At 64.2% G+C, this 22,268-nt stretch carries 17 protein-coding genes; all 17 read right to left on the minus strand.

The features are described from left to right. Positions 1–6: 6 nt before the first annotated feature. The 17 genes from M9978_RS07640 to M9978_RS07720 all read right to left on the minus strand — a co-directional run bounded on the left by M9978_RS07640 (position 7) and on the right by M9978_RS07720 (position 22,266). Positions 7–990, minus strand: coding sequence for a fumarylacetoacetate hydrolase family protein (locus M9978_RS07640; RefSeq protein WP_254292414.1), 984 nt, complete (start codon positions 988–990; stop codon positions 7–9). Between the two features lie 62 nt (positions 991–1,052). After that, complete coding sequence (locus M9978_RS07645; protein ID WP_254292415.1) at positions 1,053–2,285, minus strand: MFS transporter; 1,233 nt, start codon at positions 2,283–2,285, stop codon at positions 1,053–1,055. Between the two features lies 1 nt (position 2,286). Next, entirely contained in the window at positions 2,287–3,282 is a 996-nt protein-coding gene (locus M9978_RS07650) for an alpha/beta hydrolase (protein WP_254292416.1), read from the minus strand. Positions 3,283–3,330: 48 nt separating this feature from the next. Continuing rightward, the gene (locus tag M9978_RS07655; protein WP_254292418.1) at positions 3,331–5,091 is read right to left on the minus strand and encodes a flavin-containing monooxygenase; all 1,761 of its coding nucleotides are present in this window, start codon (positions 5,089–5,091) and stop codon (positions 3,331–3,333) included. A 72-nt stretch (positions 5,092–5,163) separates the two neighbouring features. Continuing rightward, the gene (locus M9978_RS07660; protein WP_254292419.1) at positions 5,164–6,690 is read right to left on the minus strand and encodes an acyl-CoA synthetase; all 1,527 of its coding nucleotides are present in this window, start codon (positions 6,688–6,690) and stop codon (positions 5,164–5,166) included. 62 nt (positions 6,691–6,752) lie between these two features. Beyond that, positions 6,753–7,895, minus strand: a complete 1,143-nt coding sequence (locus M9978_RS07665; RefSeq protein ID WP_254292420.1) for a thiolase C-terminal domain-containing protein — start codon at positions 7,893–7,895, stop codon at positions 6,753–6,755. Next, on the minus strand, positions 7,892–8,326 hold the full coding sequence (locus tag M9978_RS07670) for a Zn-ribbon domain-containing OB-fold protein (RefSeq protein WP_254292422.1): 435 nt from the start codon (positions 8,324–8,326) through the stop codon (positions 7,892–7,894). The genes M9978_RS07665 and M9978_RS07670 overlap by 4 nt, the downstream gene beginning before the upstream one ends. A gap of 50 nt (positions 8,327–8,376) precedes the next feature. Next, complete coding sequence (locus M9978_RS07675; RefSeq protein WP_302053849.1) at positions 8,377–9,540, minus strand: NADH:flavin oxidoreductase/NADH oxidase; 1,164 nt, start codon at positions 9,538–9,540, stop codon at positions 8,377–8,379. A 169-nt stretch (positions 9,541–9,709) separates the two neighbouring features. Further along, positions 9,710–11,959: a TonB-dependent receptor gene (locus M9978_RS07680; protein ID WP_254292423.1), complete on the minus strand. Its 2,250-nt coding sequence runs from the start codon at positions 11,957–11,959 to the stop codon at positions 9,710–9,712. 80 nt (positions 11,960–12,039) lie between these two features. Continuing rightward, on the minus strand, positions 12,040–12,978 hold the full coding sequence (locus M9978_RS07685) for a MaoC/PaaZ C-terminal domain-containing protein (protein WP_254292424.1): 939 nt from the start codon (positions 12,976–12,978) through the stop codon (positions 12,040–12,042). 200 nt (positions 12,979–13,178) lie between these two features. Next, complete coding sequence (locus M9978_RS07690) at positions 13,179–14,357, minus strand: MFS transporter (protein ID WP_254292425.1); 1,179 nt, start codon at positions 14,355–14,357, stop codon at positions 13,179–13,181. Between the two features lie 85 nt (positions 14,358–14,442). After that, the gene (locus M9978_RS07695; protein WP_254292426.1) at positions 14,443–15,312 is read right to left on the minus strand and encodes a MaoC/PaaZ C-terminal domain-containing protein; all 870 of its coding nucleotides are present in this window, start codon (positions 15,310–15,312) and stop codon (positions 14,443–14,445) included. 124 nt (positions 15,313–15,436) lie between these two features. Beyond that, positions 15,437–16,669, minus strand: coding sequence for an acyl-CoA dehydrogenase family protein (locus tag M9978_RS07700; RefSeq protein WP_254292427.1), 1,233 nt, complete (start codon positions 16,667–16,669; stop codon positions 15,437–15,439). Beyond that, positions 16,659–17,792, minus strand: coding sequence for an acyl-CoA dehydrogenase family protein (locus M9978_RS23295; RefSeq protein ID WP_254292428.1), 1,134 nt, complete (start codon positions 17,790–17,792; stop codon positions 16,659–16,661). The genes M9978_RS07700 and M9978_RS23295 overlap by 11 nt, the downstream gene beginning before the upstream one ends. A 19-nt stretch (positions 17,793–17,811) precedes the next feature. Beyond that, positions 17,812–18,960 carry a CaiB/BaiF CoA transferase family protein gene (locus M9978_RS07710; protein ID WP_254292429.1) on the minus strand — a complete coding sequence of 383 codons (1,149 nt, stop codon included), beginning with the start codon at positions 18,958–18,960 and terminating at the stop codon, positions 17,812–17,814. An 88-nt stretch (positions 18,961–19,048) separates the two neighbouring features. Next, complete coding sequence (locus M9978_RS07715) at positions 19,049–21,274, minus strand: TonB-dependent receptor (RefSeq protein WP_254292430.1); 2,226 nt, start codon at positions 21,272–21,274, stop codon at positions 19,049–19,051. A gap of 131 nt (positions 21,275–21,405) precedes the next feature. Beyond that, entirely contained in the window at positions 21,406–22,266 is an 861-nt protein-coding gene (locus M9978_RS07720; protein WP_254292431.1) for an SDR family NAD(P)-dependent oxidoreductase, read from the minus strand. Positions 22,267–22,268 lie beyond the last annotated feature (2 nt).

The raw sequence follows: 22,268 nt of genomic DNA on the forward strand, positions 1-22,268 counted from the left end.
ATCGCATCAGGCAACGACCTGGTCGATCGCGCCCATCACGGACTGCCCGGTGCGATCGAACAACTCGATCCGCACACGATCGCCGGACTTCATGAATTCGAGTTTCGACGTGCCGGTCTTGATGAACTCGAGCGCGCGATATTCGACGATGCAGCCGCAGCCCACACTCGGATCGGTATCGGCCGCCTCGTTCGACACGGTGCCGAGGCCCAGGATGCTGCCCGCGACGAAAGCACGCGTCTGGGCGACATGCGCGATCGCATGGCCATAGTCGAACGGGCTGTCGATCCCCGCCTCGAGATCGCCGATCAGTTCGCCGCGCAGATGGACCTTCAACTTGCCCGAGACCATTTTTCCGTCCCACAGCTCGCCTAGCTCGTCCGGGGTGACGGCGATGGGGCCAAGAAAGGATTCGGGCTTAGACGTCAGGAACCCGAACGTCCGCTTGAGCTCGGGCGCGACCAGGCGGCGCAGGGACGTGTCCTGCAACAGACAGAACAGCCGGATGTACCCGGTCGCCTCATCCGCCGAAACGCCGCGCGGCACGTCGCCGGTAATCGCGGCGATCTCCGCCTCGAAATCGATGAGGTCCGCTTCCTTCTGTCCCCGGATCGGATCGTTCCAGGCGCCATAGCCATGGCTGATGCCCTGATAGATCAGCGGCGCATCCAGGATGTCGTCGGGCAGTTTGTCGCCGCGAGCGATGCGGTTTCGGCGAATGTGACTGATATAGCATGCGCCATCGACATATTGATAGGTGCGCGGCAGCGGGGCGGCGAGTGCGTCCATGTCGAGTGCGAATGCCGTCGCGCATTCGCCGGCATTCAGCTGCGCGCTGATGATTTCGAGTTTCGGCGCGAGCGTGTCCCAATCGTCGAGCAGTGCCTGCATGGTCGGGGCCACGGAATCGACGCGTGTGGCCGTCTTCAGGTCAGCCGATACGACGATGAGCGCGCCGTCGCGCCCGGATTTTAACGATGCCAATTTCATGCGTTACTGGATCCCTGGAGTGTCGGTTAGTTCAACTAGGCGAGATGTCGCATCTGAGCTGGTCAGTGATGCGAAGTAGCTGGGATAGAGGCAGCGACCTTGTCGATTGCCGATCTATCGAGCACGACGAGCGTGGCGAACAGCGCGGCGATGGCGAGCGGCACCATGAGCAGATAGACCGTTCCATAGGTCGAGCCTGCCGCCAGGATGAAGCCGGCCGACATGGGGCCGACGATCGCGCCGAGCCGTCCGGCCGCGATCGCCGCGCCAGCCCCGCGGCCGCGAAGGGCGAGCGGATAGATGGTCGGGCTCAGTCCCAGCAGCAGGCATTGCGCGCCGGACGAGAAGGTGGCCGTGAGCAACGCGGCGGCCGCGATGCTGGCGAAATCCGGCCCCGCGAAGTGAAGCGCGATGGCGCCCGCACCGGTGCCGACAAAACCGGCGATCGCCAGCTTCTTGGTCCGGCCAGGCGTTTGCAGGACGATGCCGAACACGATCGCCGATATTGCGCCGGTATAGGTGAACAACAGCATCATCAGGCCGACCTGCCCCTTGCCGAGCCCCATCTGGCCGAGAAAGGTCGGCAGCCAGTTGATCAGCGCGTAGAACAGGCTCATCGTCAGGAATGACGCCAGCCACAGCATCGGCGTCAGAAAGCGGCGTTCGGCTTCGAACAAGTTGCCAAGCGGAAGCTTTTCCACGCGCGCTCGCACGTCGGCGCGGGCCTTAGGAAGCATGAGCGCCAGCGGGAGCGTCAATGCCAGAGGCAGGATGCCGCCCAGGAGGACGATGGCGCGCCACGACAGGTCGCTTGGAAATGCGAAGATCAGCAGTCCGGCGACGCCGCCGCCAATGGGCACGGCCGATCCCATGATGGTGCCGACGCCGGCGCGCCGTTCGGGTGCGACCAGCGTCGCGACATAGGACAGCACATTGGGGAGGGCCGCGCCGATGCCGATGCCGGTCAGGACCCGCGTTGCAATCAACACGGGCGCGTTCGTCGCGAGCGCCGACAGCAGCGACGCGGTGCCGAACACCAGGAGCGCTTGCAGCAGACCCGCCTTCGGACCGAAACGGTCGCCGAGCATCCCCCCACTGATCGCGCCGATCAACATGCCGAACGAGGTCAAACCGAACAGCAGGCCGAGGTCGGCGGGCCCCATCCCGAATTCGGGCGCAACGCGCGGTGCGATTAGGCCGTTGGTGACGAGATCGAACCCGTCCACCATCAACGTCAGATAGCATAGCGCCAGGATGGTGCGGGTTCCGATCGATTTTTTCGGCATCACCGACATGTCAAACTCCCTCGACCGAAACCGGCACTAGCGCCTGAGCCTCGAAATTCAGGCCGATTCGCGCCGCCGCCGCTGCGCTGACGAGGGTCGCCTTCGCTTCACGCAGCACGCCACCCATCCCCAGAAACGCGTGAAGATGGTGCGAATAGTGAAGATGGGTGACCTCGACCTCTGCCTCGATCAGGCGTCGGGCGAAATCCGCACCCTCTTCGGCCAGCGGATCGTGCTCGGCCGTAACGACGAAGCACGGCGGCGTACCGGCAAGGCTGGAGGCCAGCAGCGGTGAGGCACGCCAGTCCAGCGCGTCGGCCGGGTCGGACAGATACGCCTTCCAGAACCAGCGCAGCGTCCTGCCGCTGATCGGAACGCCATCGGCGACGCGGCGATAACCTGCGCTTTCGCTCGAAAGATCGGTCACTGGGTAGAAGAGCATCTGATAGGCGAACCGCGGCAAATCGCCGCGCGCGCCCGCAATCCCCAATACCGCAGCAAGATTGCCGCCGGCGCTGTCGCCGCCGACCGCAATTCGCGCGGGATCGATTCCAAGCTGCGCCGCCGTGTTGAACACCCACCGGGCGGCGGCGAAGGCGTCTTCGATTGCGGCGGGAAAGGGGTGTTCCGGCGCAAGGCGATAATCGACCGCGATGACGGGAAAGCCGAGCTCCCGGCAAAGGTATCGACAGATGCCGTCATGGGAATCGAGCCCACCGGTCATCCACCCACCGCCGTGAAAAAACAGCAGTGCCGGGGCCGACCCGTCGCTCGACTGGGCCGATCGATAGCATCGGAGCGCCAACTTGCCACCCGGCCCCTCGATTTCGATGTCACGGATGTCGCCGATGTCCACCGGTGCGATGGCGGTCAGCGGACCCGCGCTTGCGATCGCCGCGCGCAACTGCTCGGGCGTCAGTTGGTCGGCATCCGGCACACCGGCGTCGCTCCGTGCCTGGAGCATGTCCCGCACTTTCTGCGCGAGCGGCGTGCGGCGAGTCTGCATCGTCGTCGTTCCTGATCGTTGTTGTGCAGCCGCCTCGTCCATACGACGTCAGGCGCGCTTGCCGGCGGCGCGGAGCAGGTCGCTCTTGATCAGCAATGCCGTGACGTTGGAATAGAAGCGCGACATGGTGAAGGTGCTGCCGCCGACGAAAAAGCCCGGCTGACCGGTACGGCCCCAAATGCCCTGCTGCTCGCCATCGGCCCCCAATCCCCAGATCGGACCGACCTTCTCGGCCACTTCAGGGCTGAACAGCGTGGCGACGGCATCCTTCAACGGACGGTAGCCGGTCCCGAGGACGATGACGTCGGCCTGCAACTGGGTACCGTCGGTGAACTCTACGAAATCCGCGCCCAGGCGCGCGACCCCGACGCCCGTCTTCAGACCGATTTCGCCATCGATGATGAGATTCGAGGCCCCGACGTTGAGGTAATAGCCGCTGAGCGTGCGGACGAGCTTCATGTACCAGCCGGTATCGTCCTCGCCATTGTCCAGCAGGAAGCCTACATCGCGCAGCCCTTGCAGCAGTTCGGCGTCCTGCTCGGCCATCACCTTGCTCATCTTCGCGTGGATGCGGCGCGTGACATCGAACGGGCCGGCGATGATGAGGTCTAGCTGTTCGGCGGGGAAGCGTCCCTCCAGGCTGGTGATGGGACCCGCTGCGTTCGTCCCTGCCTCGATGCTGGCGACGGTCACCGACGTGCGCTGCACCATCGTCGCCTTGCCCCCGCGCAGATGCACGTCCTGCGCAACATCGTGCGCGCTGGTGCCGGCGCCCACCACGACGACCGCCTTGCCCTTGACATCGACCTGGCTGCCATAGGCGCTGGAGTGGATGATTTGCCCCTTGAAATCATGCTGCCCCGGAAAAGTCGGGATGCTGGGAATGCCGCTGACGCCGATCGCCATGACCACGTGCGAGGGATGCATCGTCCGGATCGTGCCATCGCCGCGCCGCACGCGCACGGTCCAGCGGCCGGCCGATTCGTCATAGTCGCCGGACAGGAAGGTCGTGCTGGTCCAGACGTTCAACTCCATCGCCTCGGCATAATATTCGAGGAAGCCGGCGAGCTTGTCCTTGGGCAGGAATACTGGCCAGGAATCCGGAAACGGCATATAGGGCAGGTGGTTCAGCCCAATATGATTGTGCAGCGTCAGGGAATGGTAGCGTTTGCGCCAGACATCGCCCACGCGTTCGTTCTGATCGACGACCAGCACGTCGACATCGAGATGCTTGAGCCGTGCCGCGACCGTCAGCCCGCCATGTCCGCCGCCGATGACCAGCACGTCGGGATCGCGATCCTCATAGGCGAGCGACTGGTTGCGTTTGTCGAGCCAGTTGGTCAGCGATTCGGTGCCGGTGCGGTAGGCGCGCGTGTCGCGATTGGTGAGCGACAAAGGCGGGTGCGCCTTCAGTTCCCGGGTAACCGTCAGCAGTGCGAAGGCACGGTCGAGATCGGCGGCGTGAAGTCGCAGAAACCCTTCGCCGACTAGCGTCTCGGTCTCGAAGCGAACGAACTTGCCGATCATCGGCCCGATGTTCGGCAGCTCCTGAGGCAGGGCGTCGCCGTCGGTCCGGATACGCAGCAGCTTATCGCCGCGACTGCGATTTTCGAACATGCTGCGGATGGCGTTGGGACCCTTGGCGGTCTGGATGCGTTCGTCGAGCGTCAGGATGTCCCGCCAGTAGCTGTCGGCGGCGAACAGGCTGGCCAAACCCTCGCTGTCGTTCGCAGCGACGGCGGCGTTGAACGTCGAGCACCACCGCTCGAACGCGGCGTCGGTCCCCTCAGGCAGCTGGGCAACGGTCATGGGTAAGTCCTTCGTTGGCCCGCTCACTTCATCGCGTGGATGGTGGGGGCCGATCGTTGTCGTGTGAGGCGGTCATTTCGCCCGGTATTTGTCGATCAGCCCCTGCTTGTAGAGCTTGCCGGTCGGAAGCCGCGGCAACGCATCGACGAAATCGACCGACCTCGGCGCCATGTATGCCGCGATCTTGCTGCGCGTGTAGGCGATGATGGCCGCTTCGGTTTCCGGCGAGGCTGCCACGCCGGGCATCAGCTCGACCACGGCCTTGACCTCTTCGCCCATCAGCGCGTTCGGCACGCCGATCACGGCGACGTCGCGGACCATTTCGCAGTTGATGATCGCATCCTCGACGGCCTGCGGATAGATGTTCACGCCTCCCGAGATGATGGTGAAACCGCGCCGGCCGGACAGATACAGATAGCCGTCCTTGACATAGCCGATGTCGCCCACCGTCCACAGATTATAGTATTTCGGGTTATGCGCGGACGCCGTCTTCACCGGATCGTTCAGATAGGCGATGTCGCAGTTCCATTCGGCATAGATGAAGCCTTCCTCGCCATCCGGCACCGGTTCGCCGCTATCGTCGCAGATCTTCATGCCCGGCGCGGGCTTGCCGACGGAGCCGGGATGACGCAGCCACTCTTCGCTGCTGATCTGGGTGTCCACGCAGCCATCGGTGGCACCATAATATTCGTAGATAATCGGGCCCCACCACTCGATCATCTCGCGCTTGATATCGACCGGGCACGGCGCGGCGGCATGGACGGCGAAGCGCAGGCTGGAGACGTCGAAGGCCTCGCGCACTTCGCGCGGCAGGCGCAACATGCGCACGAACATGGTCGGAACCCATTGGCTGTGGGTCACGCGATAGCGCTCGATCAGCTCGAGCGCGCGGCGCTCGTCGAACTTCTCCATGACGATCAGTGTCCCGCCGACCGAATGGATCGCGCGCGCGAACCGGATCGGCGCGCCATGATAGAGCGGGGCAGGCGACAGATAGACCATGTCGGGGCCGAACCCGTATTCCTGTTCGAACAGCGTGGTCGTCGCCCATTGCTCCGAGATCAGCTGCCCTTGCGGCGGCTTGCGGTAGACGCCTTTCGGCCGGCCGGTGGTTCCGGACGTGTAGGGCATGATCGAGCCTGCCCACGCTTCGCCGAGCGGGGCGACCGGCTGCGCCGCGATCGCCGCTTCATAGGCGTCGAACCCGTCGACTGTTCCGTCGCACATCAATAAGACATGGCATTGCGGGGTCGCAGGCGGGACGTCGCGCGCCACGTCCGCGCGGGCCGACGAGGTGACGAAGGCCTTGGCGCCGGAATCGTTGACGATGTAGCTGACCTCGTCGAGCAGCGCGAAACGGTTGACCGGCACGATTTCCAGCCCCGAGCGCAGCGCCGCCCAGACGACCTCCATGAAGCGCGGATTGTTCTCCATGAACAGCGCGACTCGATCGCCGACGCGCAGCCCGCGCGCATGGAACAGCTGCGCAAGCTGCATCGAGCGGTCGTCGAGTTCACGGTAGGTGACGACCTGGCCGTTGCTGGCGAAGATCATCGCAGGTTTGTTCGGCGTCTTATCCGCCCAGTTACCCAGAAACATCCATCCTCCCCGATATCGTTGCGATGCGTCGCGCTACATCCCGGCCGATCCGGCCATCGGCGTCAGGGCGCTTCGTTGCTGAAAATGATCGTGCTGCTGCCCGAAAACCAGCCGGCAACCCCATGCGCGACCGAAATCTTCGCGCCTTTAACCTGTGCTGGCGCGATACCGCGCATCTGGCGGATCGATTCCTGCAGGACATACATCCCGTACATGCCGGAATGCATGTAGCTGAGGCCACCGCCATTGGTATTGACCGGCAGGCTGCCGCCCGGCGCGGTATGCCCGTCGCCGATGAACCCAGCGGCTTCGCCCGGCTGGCAGAATCCGAGATCTTCCAGGCCATATAGCGGCAGGTGCGCGAAGGCGTCGTAGATCATCAGATGATCGACATCGCTCTGGGTAATGCCAGCCTCCGAAAATGCCTTGGCGCCGGAGACGCGGAACGCGGCCGAACTCGTGAAGTCCTGCATCTGGCTGATCATCGTCGACTCGGCCGACTCGCCGGTGCCCAGCACCCATACCGGGCGAGCGAAATCCCTGGCACGCTCGGCCGAGGTCAGGACCAGCGCACCGCCGCCGTCGGTCACCAGGCAGCACATGTGCCGGGTGAACGGATATGCGATCATCTTCGAGTTGAGCACGTCTTCGACGGTGAGCGGCGCCTTTTCCATCGCTCGCGGGTTGAGCGCCGCCCATTGCCGCTGGATGACCGGGATCTGCGCGACCTGCTCCAGCGTGACACCGTAGGTCTTCATGTAGCGGAGCAGCGGAATGGTGAACATCGTCGGTGCCCAGCCCACGCCGAACGGCTTTTCGAACTGCCCCTCGAGCGAGCCGGGATGATAGGAGGGCGGGGCGCTCGGCGCGATCTGCGACCGGCCGCTTTCGCCATGGGCCACCAGCACGGTCGTGCACAGGCCCTCGTTGATCGCCGCGGCGGCATGGCGCAGATGCATCAGGAACGAGCAGCCACCAACGCCGGTGCCATCAATCCAGGTCGGCGTAATGCCGAGATAACTGGCGAGCGCGATCGGCGATTCCCCGGCGGTGGCGACGCCATCGATGTCGCTGGGCTTCAACCCGGCATCGGCGATCGCGTTGAGCGCGGCATCTGCGTTAAGGCCGATCTGCGACAGGTTAGGGATGACGCCAAGATCGGTCGTCTCGGCCGCGCCGACGACGGCGATGGATTTCCGCTTCAACGGACTTGCTCCCCGGCTGGCTGGAACAGGGGCAGGGTGATCGTGTCGTCCTTCGGTTCGAAGACGACGGTGAGCGGCATGTCGAGCTGGAGTGCCTCGGGCGTCTGCGGACAGCCGACGACATTGGTCATCATGCGCGGTCCTTCCTCAAGCTCCACCACGCAGATGCCATAGGGCGGCGTAAATCCCGGAACGGGGCGCTGGGCGATGACGTAGCTGTACAGCGTGGCGCGGCCGCTCGCCTTGACCATCTTGACCGACCGGCTGCCGCATTTGGGACAGAAGAAACGCGGTGGAAAATAGGTCTTTTCGCAACCCATGCAGGTCTGAAGCCGAAGCTCGCCCGCACGCGTCCCTTCCCAGAAATGCGCTGTCTCGGGCGTCGGCTTGGGGAGCGGTCGTTGCGCTCCCGCTGGGCGAGGGTCGGTCATTGCTTCAAGGCTCCGATAGAATTGCGTTCGGATATTTGGTGCGATCCCGGTCAGTCGGGGATGGTGCGATGGACCCGGTCGCGCGCGGGGACGATCGACCGGCCATGCTCATCACGCGGATAGCGCGCCAGCCAGTGCGCGTAAGGCGCAGGCAAGACCCATGACGGCGATTCGACGCCAAGTTGCTGGGCGGCGAAATACGGCCAGTGCGGGTTGGCGAGCAGCGGTTTGCCGAGCATGACGAGATCCGCCTTTTCTTCGCGGACGATCGCGTCTGCCTGGTCCGGCGTAAAGATGCTCCAGCTGGTCGCGATCGGAATCTCAGCCTGGCGCCCGATGTCCGCCGCGATATCGACCAGGAAGCCGGGCTTTTCGAACGGGACGCGTGCCTTGGGCGTGTTGAACCCCAGCGACACGTCGAGCATGTCCAGACCGCCGGCTTTCATGGCCCTGGTCAGTGCGATCGAATCGGCGATCTTTTCGGCATCGAGCTGGGGGTCGTCGAACTCGATTACGCCCAGCCGCGCGATGAGAGGGAGCCGTTCGGGCCAGACTTTTCTGACCGCCGCGAGCACTTCCAGCGGAAAGCGGCGGCGGTTCTCCGCTGAGCCGCCATAGGCATCCGTGCGCTTGTTGGCGTGCGGTGAAAAGAAGCTTTGCGCAAGAAACCCGTGGGCGAAGTGCAATTCGAGCCATTCAAAGCCCGCATCCAGTGCACGGACCGCCGTCGCCGCGAAATCGGCGATGACGCGCTGGATGTCGGCGATCGTCATTTCGCGCGGGACGCGGGGCAGGAGTTCGCCATAGGATATCGGTGACGGACCGATGGTTTCCCAGGCGCGCGAGTCGCCCGCTGGGATATGGGCGTCACCATCCCAGGGTCGGTTGGCATTCGCCTTGCGGCCGGCATGCGCGATCTGGATGCCGGGCACCGATCCGTTCTGCTTGATGAGCCGCGCTGCCTTGGCCAGTGCTTCGGCCTGTTCGTCGTTCCACAGCCCGGCCTGAAAGGGCGTAATCCGCCCCTCCGGGGCAACGGCAACTTCCTCGGTGAAGACGAGGCCGGAGCCGCCGCGTGCCATCGTCGTCAGATGGCCGAATTGCCAGTCGTTGATGACGCCGTTTTCAGCCATGTACTGCGACATCGGCGACACGACGATGCGATTCTTGAGCACCGAGTCCTTTAGCGTATAGCGCTCAAACAACGAGGGCATGATACTCTCCAATCGCTTGTCACCTCGGCAGGGCAACCGTGATTATGAATTTGACGCCAGTTTCATTTTTGTCAAACGGATTCGACGCTTCGGATTAGAATAGCGCCGGAAAAGCCGCTTGGATGGGGCATTCACGGCTGCTCGCGGCCGCCGTGAATGCCCCTTGGATTCAGAATTTGAAGCCAACGGTGGCGCCATAGGTGCGGGGTGCGGCCCAGACCGTGCGCCGCAGGCCGGTGGTGCCCAGCGACTGAACGCCATCGACCGCGGGGACGGCGACATTCGTCAGATTATTGCCCCATAGCTGCACGAACAGGCCATTCTCCACGTTCCATTGGATCGAACCGCTCAACTGGTCATAAGCGGGCGTGCGAATGACGTTGTCGGGTTCGTGGAAATAGCCGCTATTGTGATAGTAGGTGCCACTGAACTCAAGCGAACCGCCGCCGACAGGAACGGTGTAGGTTCCGGTCGCGCTCAGCGTGGATTTGGGGCTTAGCACGGTAGTGTTGCCCGAGACGTCGCCCGTGGTGATGGCATAGCCGCCGGCGGCGCGCGGAACGGCGACCTGTGCGCCTGGGAAGCTGGTATACTCGCCATGATTGTACTGATAGCCGACGCGTAGATCCAACTCGTTGGTGATCCGCGCGACGGCCTCGACGTCCACGCCGTAAATCTCTGCCTTGGCGCTGTTGTAAATGCCAGTTCCGATCGGGAGCGCTCGAATGAGCTGCACGTCCTTATAGTCGTAATAATAGCCGGACGCGTTGAAGCGCAGCTTGCGATCGAACAGCGTCGATTTGAAGCCAACTTCATAGGCGTCGAGCACTTCAGGGCGGAAAGAGCCGGCCGTCAGCGTCTGGGGATTGAAGCCGCCGCTCTTGAAGCCACGGTTGTAGGAGGCGTAAGCCATAAGGTCGTTGGTGAACTGATAGTCCACTGCAAGCCGCCAGGTCAGTTTGTTGAAGCGCCGCGACTCGGTGTAAAGCGGCACAAGGGTCACCGTGCTGCCGTCCGTGCGTGTCAGGAACTGCGTTGCGTCCGCCAACGTGCGCTTTTCGCTCGTATAGCGCAGCCCCGCGGTCAGCTTCAGGCCGTCGGTCACCGCCAGCGTGGCTTGACCGAACCCAGAAATGGAGTCGGTCTTCTGCTCTGCCCGCGTGGTTTGCTGGATCGTCGGCGGATTGGTGGGAATGACCGCCGGGCCGGCAAAGCGTGCGATGGCGAACGGGTATCTAGCGCTCGCCTTGAAATAATACGCTCCTGCCACCCAGGTCAGACTGCCGCCGGACGGCGAGAGCAGCTGGAGCTCCTGACTGAATTGACTGTCGCGAACCTTGAATTCGGCATATCGTCCGCGCGTGGCGGTATAGTCGAAGTCGAAAGACGAGTAGACGGTCGACTTGCGATAGGCAGTGATGCTGGCGATCTGGATATCGCCAAGGTCTTGATCGATCCGCAGGCTAACGCCGCCCTGCTCGTTCTTGACGAGGGGGGGCTCATCGACTGCGATGTCCCAGGTGCGGCCTGTGAAGGCCGGGCCATAGGGGGCCGGCGCGGTGGCGCCGGGACCGATCTTGGCTGCGTTCATGCTGTTGCGCGCACTGCTATAATCCCCGATCAGCTTGAAGCTGGTCGCATCGCTTGGACGAAACAGCAGCTTCGAACGGACGCCGAAATCATGGTCGATCTTGTAGACTTCGGCACCGTTCACCAGGTTGCGGCCATAGCCTTTCCCCATGGTGGTGCTGGAAAAAGCGATGTCGCCGGCCAGATCTTTCGTCAGACCGCCAGACACATAGGCATCGACGCGCGCTTTCTGGTAATTGCCATAGGTGAACGCGACGCGACCGGTGGCCGTGGACGTCGGTTCGAGCGTGCGGACCTGAATCAGGCCGCCCGTCGCGTTGCGGCCGAATAGCGTGCCCTGCGGGCCCTTCAGCACTTCGACCTGAGCGATATTGTTGAAGGACAGTAACGTCGATGTCGCCGCGGCGATGTAGACGTCGTCGACATAGATCGCGACCGGCGTCTCGATCCCGGCACCGATCGCCTTGGAGCCGACGCCGCGGACGATCGGCAGCGCGGAGCCGTTCAGACTTTGCACTTCGACGCCCGGTGCAACCAGCTTCAGGTTCTGAACGTCCGAAATGCCTGCGCGCTGCAGTTCATCCTGCGTCGAAACGGCCACGACCACGGGGACGCGCTGCAGGTTCTCCGAGCGGCGTTGCGCCGTGACAACGATTTCGGCCACGCCACCGCCCGACTGCTGCGCCGCCGATGAAGATGCAGGGTCACCTGCATCCGCTTCGGCGGGCGCCGCAGAGGCGTCCGGTTTCGGCGCCGTCTGGGCATGACTGGTGAGCGGCGCGACCAGCGCCGACGATGCGAGCAGCGCGCACGAAATGACCTTCATCATGGCATCCTCTCCTTAATAAGTCTTTATGTTTTAAGCTTTTTACGCGGGAACGCATCGACGCATTGCGCCAATCGGTCGGTTCAATCTGCTTCGAAGCGCCCCTCGGTGAGCAAGGGCTGGCCGTGCTGGTTGCGGACCTCGTAGGCGAGTGCGCGCCCGTCCTTCCACGCGGTGACGTCAAGATCGTCGCCGGGGAAAGCCGGCGCAGCGAACCGAGCCGAAATGAATTTGAACCTGGCCGGATCGCCATCGGCGTAGCGCCGCAGAAATTCGCGGCCAACGCTGCCAAGCACGCAAACGCCATGAAGGATGGGACCCGCGAAACCCGCTCGACGCGCATAGGCCGGGTCGGAATGGACGGGGCTGAGGCCCCCGGACAGGCGATAGAGCAGTGCCTGGTCCGGACGCGTGGCAATCGTGAATCGAACGTCCGCTTCGCCGGTCATTGTGGCGGTTTGGGGCCGGCCCGGTCCGCGTGGCCCGCCCCAACCGCCATGGCCGCGGAAGAAGAGGGTTTGATCACAGGTGGCGTACAGCGCGCCGGTTCGCGCATCGCGGACCCAGGCGCGCGTCTTCACCGCCGCGCCGCTCCCCTTATCCCAGACTTCGACAAATCGACATTCGGTCTCGACCGCGCCCGATGCGGGCAATTCGCGATGTTGGGTCAGCGATTGTTCGCCATGCACCATCGATGCGTGATCGACATCGTGTAGGTGTTCGAGCGCAGCATCGATGCCGCTGTCGCACGCCGCCTTCAGGACGAATGTCGGCAATACCCGAAGCGGCTTGCCTTCGGTATTTTCGGTCGTGAACTCCAGCTCCTGCGCTGGATCCGCCATGCCGGCACCGACGCCCAGCGCATAGATCAGGCAATCGCGCGCGGTCCAACTGCTGGAAACCGTCCGGACGTGTGTATCCAGCAGCTGCGATCCGATCGGCATGGTGTTACTCGCCGTGATCTTGGAGGCCCGGGACGGGTGTGGCGGCGAACTGGTCGGGCCATGGGCCGAGGGCCGCAAGACGGGCACGATTGGCGCTTGCCGATGTCATTTCCGCTTCCCCTCCACGGCGCCTCTATCGAGGCTGCCAGCCCATTAATGAATATGGCGTCAGTTTCATAAATCGTGTCGAGGCGGGAATCAAATGTTTTCCGTTCGTGCTTCCGATTGCTTTCCCAGCAGGTCGGTTCGCCGGCGTGCGCAAAGCGCCGAGTGGCGGTTCAGCTGAGGTCTACGAGGCGTGCGCGGCGGCGGAGCAGGGCAAGGGTCGCAAGCAGCGAGACGCCGCCGATCGGCAATGTCGCGAACAGGAGGCCCGCCGGCGACAAGCCGAGCGCGAGCAATTGCCCTGCGGCCAACGGGCCGACGATCGCGCCGACCCGTCCCGCGCCGACTGCCGCGCCCGATCCCGTTCCACGCAGGCCAGCCGGATAGAGCGTAGGACTTAGCCCATAGAGGAAGCACTGAACCCCGGTCTGACAGAAGCTGAGCATCGCCGCCGCTGCGGCAATAGCGACCACGTGACCCTTGATCGAGGCGACGAGCACGATGCCCAGCGCCGCACCCGCATAGCCGAACGCCATGACGCGCTTCATGCGTCCCTCCCGCATCACATAAGCGAAGAACAGCACGCCGAACGAGGATGCGAAGGTGAACCAGAGGATGATGACGCCGATATCCTGCTTGGCATAAGTCATGTCCGCCAGCAGCGTCGGCAGCCAGTTGATCAGGATGTACCCGACCATGATCATGCAGAAGAGCGCGAGCCACAGGATCAGCGTGTTGGCCGCTCTGCCGTGGCGGAGCAGCGACACGAGCGAGGGGCGTTCGTCGCTTTTGCCGAACGGAATGTGCGGCATCAGGAATGCGATCAGCGGGACCAGCGCGAGCGGCGCCAGGCCACCGGCGAGAAACAGCGTCCGCCAACCAATCTCGGGCTGGAGGATGACGGTGAATGCTGCAAAGGCGCTGCCCATCGTCACGGCGGAGACCATCGCCGTGGCCCGTCGAGCGGCGGAAGCGGGTGGAGAAACCGCGACCACGATGGCCAGCAATGCCGGAAACAGGGCGCCGATGCCGACCCCGGTCAGCATTCGCGTGATCATCAGCGCCGGGACGCTGTCGGCGCGCGACGAAAAATAAGAGAGGGATCCGAACAGAAGCAGCGATCCGATCAGCGTCCGCTTCGGCCCGAACCGGTCCGCGCACCAGCCGCCGCCGAGCGATCCGAGGAGGAGACCCAGCGAGGACAGCGCGAACAGCCGCCCCATCTGGTCCGGGCTGATGCCGAAATCGACGGCCAGCTGGGGCGCTGCCAGACCGTTCATGATGATGTCATAGCCATCGACGAGCCCGGCGAAATAGCAGAGCGGCAGGACGGTCCAGTTGGCGCTTTTCATGGGCGATGCCTTTCCGGCGACTCGCTCGGCAATCCCGGCTGCGAGCCGCCTCGACTTGTGATAGCGGCCGCGCCGGAGCGCAGGTTCACGCGTCGCGCAACTGAGCGACGCCATGGTTGAGCACGACGATATCGCGCTCGACGACGCGGCAGCGGAACACGAACTGACCCTCGCCCATATTCCAGACCTCGGTCAGCAGGGCTTCGCCTGGATAGGTCGGTGCGGTAAACCGGACGTCGATGCGTCCCAGCCGGTGCGGGTCGTCACCGCAAACGAGGTGGATCAGCGCGCGACACGCCACGCCATAGGTGCACGAACCGTGCAGGATCGGCCGATCGAAACCGACCTTCCTGGCCAGTTCGGGATCGGCATGAAGCGGGTTGTCGTCGCCGGTCAGCCGATACAACAGCGCCGATTGCGGCAGCGTGGCGATCGGCAGGCTGAAATCGGCGGCGCGATCCGGTATCGCGGCGGGTGGCGACGCCGAGCGATTGGCACCGCCAAAGCCGCCATTACCGCGCAGGAAAAAGGTGCTGGTGATCGTGGCGAGGTGCTGGCCGGTCGCCGCATCGCTCAGCTCGCGCGCAAAGTAGAGCAGGGCGCCGCGGCCTTCCCCCTTGTCGATGATCTCGGGGATCTTCAGCTTGCTCGAGACCCGGCCGGAAGCGGGGAGCGGGTTATGGACGGTCAGCCCGCTTTCGGCGTGCAACATCTTGGCGAGATCGATGCCGCTTGCAGGATCGGTGATCCAGCTGGCGTCCATCGCCAGGGTGTGTGCCATGGTCGGCACCGCGACCAGATCGCGCTCGAAGACATATCGCAGCTGGCGCTCGTCCAGCGGGTCCGAGCCATAGCCCAGGCTAAGCCCATAGAGCATGGTGTCCGTTTCGGTATAGGCTTCGATCGTCGGTGCTTCATCGAAGTTGAGGAGCCGGTCGGCATTGAGAAGGGGCATCGGGATCCTCGCGATTAAAGCTGGCGGAACGGGGGGACGGGGGGTGGTTCATCGATCCGGCGGCTGCCAGTCGCCGACGCACCCATGTGATCGCAGCCGGAACGAAAGCGCGGTGAAAGCCCGGTCATGGGCGCCCACCGGCGGCCGCCTGCGTCCCGATCGTTCTGAACGGGATGCCCTTGTCGGCCCGCATGTCGCCCGGCAATTTCAGCACGCGTTCGGCCAGGACGTTCAGCATGATCTCTTCGGTGCCGCCGGCAATCCGCTCGCCGGTCGCGCGCAGGAACAAGTCCTGGAAATAGCCGTCCGACCGCTCGTCGACATCGCTGATCGCGCCGGCCGGCCCCATGAAATCCAGCATGGTGGCAGCGGTATCGATCAGTTGCCTCGCGCCGACCAGCTTGAGGACCGATGCTTCCGGGCCCGGCTGCCGTCCTTTCGAAAGCGCCGTCACGACGCGTGACATCGTGTGTTGCTGGCCGGCGGAAAGGACATAGGAGCGCGCGAGCCAGTCGCGCACCGTCGGATGCGCCAGCGCTGGCCGGCCGTCGCGTTCGACATCACGCAATCCTGCGACCAGCATCGCGAAGTCGGGGCCGTCCACCCGCCCGACCGCAACCCGCTCGTTCATCAGGGTGAAGAGCGCGACCTTCCATCCATCGCCCACCGCGCCCAGGCGCTGCGTGTCGGGGATGACCACATCGGTCAGGAAGACTTCGTTGAAGTGCGAACTGCCGTCGATCTGCTTGATCGGCCGCACCTCGATGCCCGGCGACTTCATGTCGACGAAAAACGCGGTCAGGCCACCATGTTTGGGCGCATCGAAATCGGTTCGAGCAAGGAGCAGGCCGTAATCGGAATGATGCGCGTAGGAGGTCCAGATCTTCTGTCCGTTGACGATCCACTCGTCGCCCTGCCGCTCGGCGCGCGTCCGTAATGCGGCAAGATCGGACCCGCCGGCGGGTTCCGAAAACAGCTGACACCAGACCTCGTCGCCCTGGATCGCTGCACGGGCATGCCGTTTGCCGTCCTCCGGGCGAGCGAACTCGATCATGGTGGGAATGCACATGCCGAACGTGATCATGAACAAACGACCGGGCGGCGTGCGGAATTGCGCTTCCTCCTGATCGTAGATCACCTGCTCGATCGGCAGCCCGCCCCGGCCACCGAATTCGGTCGGGATCAGAATGCCGGCCAGGCCCGCCTGCGCCTTCCTGGCTTGCCATGCGCGCGACGCTTGCACGTCCAGCTGTTCGGATTCGGCTTGGCCCGCCTGACGGCGCGTTGCGTTGGCCTCGAGGAAGTGGCGGACTTCAGCGCGAAACGCCGCTTCCGTCGCGGTATCTTCAAAATCCATGGTTTGCCTCGCGGTCGGATGCAGGGATGACCAGGTCCGCCAGGACGCGCGACCAGTATCCGGTACTTCCCAGGTTCACGGCCAACAGCTTCGCGCGGCGATGGAACAGGTGGCAGTCCGACTCCCAGGTGTAGCCGATGCCACCATGCGTCTGGATGTTCTCGGTCGCCGATTGCTCGAACGCCTCGCTCGCGGAAATGCGCGCGCACGCCGCGGCTTCCAGCAATTGCCCACGATCCGACTGCGTCGCCGCCCACGCCCCGTAGCTGGCATTCGAACGCGCGAGTTCGATCGCGATGAACAGGCGCGCCAGCTTGTGCTTGATCGCCTGGAACGAGCCGATGGCACGCCCGAAGGCCATGCGCTTCACCGCATAATCGCAGGCCATGTCGAGGCACGCCTGCGCGCCGCCGATCTGCTCGAACGCGGTCAGGACAGCCGCCTTGGCAAGCAAGGCCTCGACGCCGTTCCAGCCATCGACGCCGCCCGTCAGGCGCGCGCAAGGCGTGGCGGAAAATCGCAGCTCGGCCTGGGGCCGCATCCCGTCGATATTGGCCATGCTCCTGCGCGACACCGAGGGATGGTCGAGCGCCACGACGAACAGCCCGATCTCGTCGTCCGCCTGCTTTGCCGCGACGATCGCCAGGTCGGCCGCCGTGCCGTCGGGCACCGCAATCTTCACGCCGTCCAGCCGGCTGTCGATCACGCGCGCCGAGATCGCGTCCGGCGCGGGGTCGCCCGACCGTTCGAAGATGGCCAGCGTTCCGATGCTGGATCCATCGGCGAGCGTCGCAAGCCACCTGTCCTGCTCGTCCGGCGCGCCAGCCATCAGGATCGCCTGCATCGCCATGCTGGACGACAGGAACGGGATCGGCGCGAGCGTTCGGCCCACTTCTTCGCATAACAGGCAGAGCGCCTCGAAGCCGATGTCGCTGCCGCCATATTGCTCGGGCACGGCAACGCCGGTCCAGCCGAGCGCGGCAATCTCGGCCCACAGCTCGGACGGAAGCGCCGCGGTACCCGACAGCATGTGGCGTGCCGCCGACAACGCACCGCGCTGCCGCAGCAATCTGCCGGCATCGGCCTGCAATGCTCGTTGGTCTTCGGAAAAGTCGAAATTCACGCCAATGGCCTTTCAGTCATCATGCGACAGCGCCGCGTTCGCGAAGCGCACTTGCCTCCGCCGCCGTGTATCCAAGCGTTTGGAGGATGGTGTCGGTATCGCTGCCCAGACGGGGAGGGGGCTTGAGCGCACCATGGCCCGACCGGCTGAAGCGCGGCGCCGGACGCGGTTGCACGACGCCGTCCAGTCGAACGAACATGTCCCGATCGACACAATGGGGGTGCGCTGCCGCTTCGGCCATCGTCAGCACCGGCGCAAAGCAGGTATCGGTGCCTTCGAGCAGTCGGCACCATTGGTCGCGTGTCCGCGTCCTGAACACGGCGGTGAGGCGTTCGCGAATGGCGGGCCAGTTTGTGCGATCAGCGCGTGGCGGGAGCGCCTTCTCACCCGTCAGCTCGAGCAATTCCATCAGGCGCGCATAGAATTTGGGTTCCAGCGCGCCGATCGTGACATGACGACCGTCCGCGGTCTCGTACACGCCATACCATGGCGTGCCGCCGTCGATCATGTTGTCGCCGCGCCGATCGCTCCACTGGCCGGCGGCCTGCAAGCCATGAAACAGCGCCATGAGCGCGCCGATGCCGTCAATCATCGCGGCATCGATGACCTGGCCCTTGCCCGACGTCATGCGCTCGACCAGAGCGCACACTACGCCATAGGCGAGCAGCATGCCCCCGCCACCCAGATCGCCCACCAGGTTGAGCGGCGGGACCGGCGGCTCGCCGGGCGGACCGATCGCGTCCAGCGCGCCGGACAGCGCAATATAGTTGATGTCGTGTCCAGCAGCCGTTGCCAGTGGCCCGCTCTGTCCCCAGCCGGTAATGCGACCGTATACAAGCCGGGGGTTCATCGCGAGACAGTCGTCGGGACCCAGGCCCAGTCGCTCCATCACGCCGGGCCGGAACCCTTCGACGACGGCGTCCGCATCGCGGATCATGCGGGTGACGACCTCGACACCCTCCGGCGTCCGCAGGTCCAACCGGATGGATTTTCGGCCTCGGCTCCAGACGTTGAACGCCTGATCCATATCGCCGTCGATCCGGAAATCATCGACCACCTTGTCGATCCGCACGATCTCCGCGCCCATGTCGCCCAGCAGCATGCAGCCGAAAGGGCCCGGGCCGACGCCGCCGATCTCGACAATCTTGATGCCTTTGAGGGGACCCATCACATTTCCGATTTCGGTCGATGGTGCGGCGGTGCCATGTCCCCAACGGGCTATGGCACCGCGCGACGGCGTGAAGTCGCGATCTGCGTCAGAACTTGAACCCGACTTCCACACCATATTGCCGCGGCTCGCCGCTGACGCTGCCGGACAGGCCGAACGGCGCACCGTAGAACGGCGTCCCGGACACGAAATACTGCTCGTTGGTCAGGTTTGTTCCGAATACGGCGAGGCGAATGTTCGATCCGGCGATGTTGTCGTAGGAAAGGCGCGCGCCCAGCAATCCATAGCCGGGCGAAACATAGCCCGGAAGGATGGCCGTGACGTCGGTGTTCAGGAACTTGGTGGTCTTGTAATAGTCGACGGCCAGCGAGAGGTCGCCTTCCGGCTCGAACGACGGCAGATTGACCTTGGCACCGACACGGTATGTCCAGCGGGGCGTCAGCGCGAACGGCAGGCTGGTGATGTCCGCCCCCGTCAGCGGGTCGCGATAATCGGTATATTTGGCGTCCGTATAGGCAACCGATCCGGACAATTCGAGGAAGCGGAAGGGGATCAGCGTCCCTTCGAACTCGACGCCCTGAATGCGTGCCTTGCCGGCGTTGAGCAGCACGCGCGTGGGCGCGGGCGGTGTCCCGATCGACTGGACCAGGCTGCGCTGCATATTCCGATAGTCGGAATAATAGGCCGCAAGCGAGACGCGATAGCGAACGTCGCCGATGCTGCCTTGCGACTTCGCGCCGATTTCGGCGTCGGTCAGCGTTTCGGGCTCCACGACGGTAAGGCTCACCGCGTTGGTCGCGCCGCCATTGAAACCGCCGCTGCGATAACCGCGACGCGTCGCAGCATAGATGAGCGAATCCGCGTCCGGCTTGTAAGCGAGCGAAAACGTCCAGCTCGGCTTCGAAAAGCGGACTTCCCGGGCGGCGTTGAACGTCGGCGTGGTCGGGCCGGTTACCGCCTGCTCGATCTCGCGCTTGTCCCATGTGTAGCGCGCGCCCGCCGTCGCGGTGAGCTTGTCGGTCAGATGATAATCGAATTGCGCGAACACCGACTGGCTGGAGTTGGTCGCCTTGCTGTTGGTGAAACGCGGCACGCCGAACGATGTCGAATTCTGAAAGAGCGTGCCGGTTTCGCGCAGATAATAAGCGCCCACCTGATATTCGAGCGCGCCGCCGAACAGGTTGCCCGACAATTGCAGCTCGTCGGTCACCTGGCGCGCTTCGCCGCTCGAAATGAGGAAGAGGAGATCCTGTGCGATACCGTCTTCGCCGCGATCATAGGAAGACACGCGGCGGAAGTTGAAGATATTCTTCAGCGTCGCGCCGCCTAGATCGAACGTCGTGGTGTTCGTCACACCGGTGTTACGCGCCCGGTTGGGCGAGTCGGCAGTTTCTTCCACCTGATAGATGCTGCGCGCACGCTGACGGGCAAGCGCGGCTTGCCGCACGGCCAGCGGATTGACGGGCGTGTTGACCGCCGGATTGACTTCGGTCGGAACGATGGCGCCACCAAAGCCGCGCGACTTGTAGTGATCGACGATCAGCAAGTTGGATACGTTGTCGGTCGGCTCGATCAGCAGCGAGGCGCGGAAGGAGTCGCTGTCCTCCTGCCGCAGCTTCGTGCCGGTGACGAGGTTCGTCACAAAGCCGTCGCGGCGAGCGACGTTGCCGGCAATGCGCAGCGCGATCTTGTCGCCGATCGGAACGTTGAGCGCGCCCTGGAATTCGGCGCGGTCGTAATTGCCATAGAGCGCCTGGCCATATCCCTCTGTCCGCCCGAGCACGGGGGCCACCGGCTGGATCAGGATCGCGCCGCCGGTCAGGTTGCGGCCGAACAGAGTCCCTTGCGGACCCTTGAGCACCTGTACCGATGCGATGTCGTAGAAGGACCGACCGGCACCCTGGGCACGAAGCTGGATCGCGTCAGCGAAATAGATCGCGACTGTCGGATCGGTCGTGAACAGGCCGCCGGTATCAACCATGCCGCGGATCGATACCGAGAGGACGCCAACGCGCCCTGCAACCGGCGCGATCCTGATGCCCGCGGCGATGCGATCGACTTGTGACAGCGTGGTCACGCTCGACGATTGCAGCTGGTCGGCGGACAAGGCGGTCACCGACAGCGGAACCGAAATAACGGATTCCTCGCGGCGGCGGGCCGTGACGATGATGTCCTGAAGCGCCATGCCGTCGTTGTCCGCCGTCGCCTCGGGCGCGGCCGGCGGCGTCTGGGGCTCGGTCGATTGCGCTTGCGCCTGCGGGGCAAATGCGGCGCCGGTCAACGCTAAGGCGCACGCGCTCATGATGACGTTCATAAACCCTCTCCCGAAATTGGTTATTCTGTATTATTGCTTGTGCTATCGCCGCTTATCGATGCGGCTGAATTGACGTTTTTCATGTTTGCTGCATCGAAACATCGTGACGATGCTCGTTTGATGACTTGCTGTTACTTGCCGTGATCTTCGAGGCCGGGGATTGGTGTGGGGACGAACTGGCTTGGCCATGGGGCGAGGGCCTGCTCGACGGAGTCGATGGTCCAGTCGGCGCTGGCGTGGGCGGCTTCCTGGGCGGTCCAGGTCTGGTAGCGGTGGATTTCGCGGTTGTGGACGGCATAGACCTGGGCGGTGACGGTGCAATCGGACGCCAGCAGCCAGCCGACGAGCGGCGAGATGTGATGGGGTGCCAGGTCGTTGGCGCCGGCTTGGTCGGGCTCGCCGAAGGCCTTTTCGGTCAGGCGCGTGCGGGCGAGCGGCGAGATCGAGTTGACACGCACATCGTAGCGGGCAAGTTCGCGTGCGGCGTTGAGGGTCATGACGGCGATGGCGGCCTTGGCGGCGCTGTAGTTGACCTGGCCGATATTGCCGTGAAGCCCGGCAGCGGCGGTGGTGGTCACGACGCTGGCATCGACCGGGCGGCCGGCCTTGTGCTCGTTGCGCCAATATTCGGCGGCGTGGCGCAGCGGCAGGAAGGTGCCGTACTGGTGGACCTTGACGATATCGTCCCATTCCGCCTCGGACATGTTGACGAGCATGCGGTCGCGCAGGAAGCCGGCATTGCACACCAGGCCGTCGAGGCGACCGAAACTGGATACGGCGGTCTGGATGAGGGCGGCGGCGCTGTCCCAGCCTGTGACCGAGTTGTGATCGGCGATCGCCGATCCGCCGGTCGCCACAATCTCGTCGACCACGGCCTGCGCGGGGTCTTCGTCGCCGCGCAGGTCGTTGACCACGACATGCGCGCCCTGTCCCGCCAGGAAGAGCGCATGCGCCCGGCCCAGCCCGCGGCCACCGCCCGTAACGATGATCACGC

The sequence above is a fragment of the Sphingomonas tagetis genome, assembly GCF_024211275.1.
Taxonomy (GTDB): domain Bacteria; phylum Pseudomonadota; class Alphaproteobacteria; order Sphingomonadales; family Sphingomonadaceae; genus Sphingomonas; species Sphingomonas tagetis.

What these genes read in the sequence shown, in the direction of transcription:
- M9978_RS07640 (WP_254292414.1), bottom strand. Translation starts at nt 990, where the DNA reads ATGAAATTGGCATCGTTAAAATCCGGGCGCGACGGCGCGCTCATCGTC.
- M9978_RS07690 (WP_254292425.1), bottom strand. Translation starts at nt 14,357, where the DNA reads ATGAAAAGCGCCAACTGGACCGTCCTGCCGCTCTGCTATTTCGCCGGG.
- M9978_RS07695 (WP_254292426.1), bottom strand. Translation starts at nt 15,312, where the DNA reads ATGCCCCTTCTCAATGCCGACCGGCTCCTCAACTTCGATGAAGCACCG.
- M9978_RS07650 (WP_254292416.1), bottom strand. Translation starts at nt 3,282, where the DNA reads ATGCAGACTCGCCGCACGCCGCTCGCGCAGAAAGTGCGGGACATGCTC.
- M9978_RS07655 (WP_254292418.1), bottom strand. Translation starts at nt 5,091, where the DNA reads ATGACCGTTGCCCAGCTGCCTGAGGGGACCGACGCCGCGTTCGAGCGG.
- M9978_RS07645 (WP_254292415.1), bottom strand. Translation starts at nt 2,285, where the DNA reads ATGTCGGTGATGCCGAAAAAATCGATCGGAACCCGCACCATCCTGGCG.
- M9978_RS07700 (WP_254292427.1), bottom strand. Translation starts at nt 16,669, where the DNA reads ATGGATTTTGAAGATACCGCGACGGAAGCGGCGTTTCGCGCTGAAGTC.
- M9978_RS07660 (WP_254292419.1), bottom strand. Translation starts at nt 6,690, where the DNA reads ATGTTTCTGGGTAACTGGGCGGATAAGACGCCGAACAAACCTGCGATG.
- M9978_RS07710 (WP_254292429.1), bottom strand. Translation starts at nt 18,960, where the DNA reads ATGGGTCCCCTCAAAGGCATCAAGATTGTCGAGATCGGCGGCGTCGGC.
- M9978_RS07670 (WP_254292422.1), bottom strand. Translation starts at nt 8,326, where the DNA reads ATGACCGACCCTCGCCCAGCGGGAGCGCAACGACCGCTCCCCAAGCCG.
- M9978_RS07715 (WP_254292430.1), bottom strand. Translation starts at nt 21,274, where the DNA reads ATGAACGTCATCATGAGCGCGTGCGCCTTAGCGTTGACCGGCGCCGCA.
- M9978_RS07675 (WP_302053849.1), bottom strand. Translation starts at nt 9,540, where the DNA reads ATGCCCTCGTTGTTTGAGCGCTATACGCTAAAGGACTCGGTGCTCAAG.
- M9978_RS07680 (WP_254292423.1), bottom strand. Translation starts at nt 11,959, where the DNA reads ATGATGAAGGTCATTTCGTGCGCGCTGCTCGCATCGTCGGCGCTGGTC.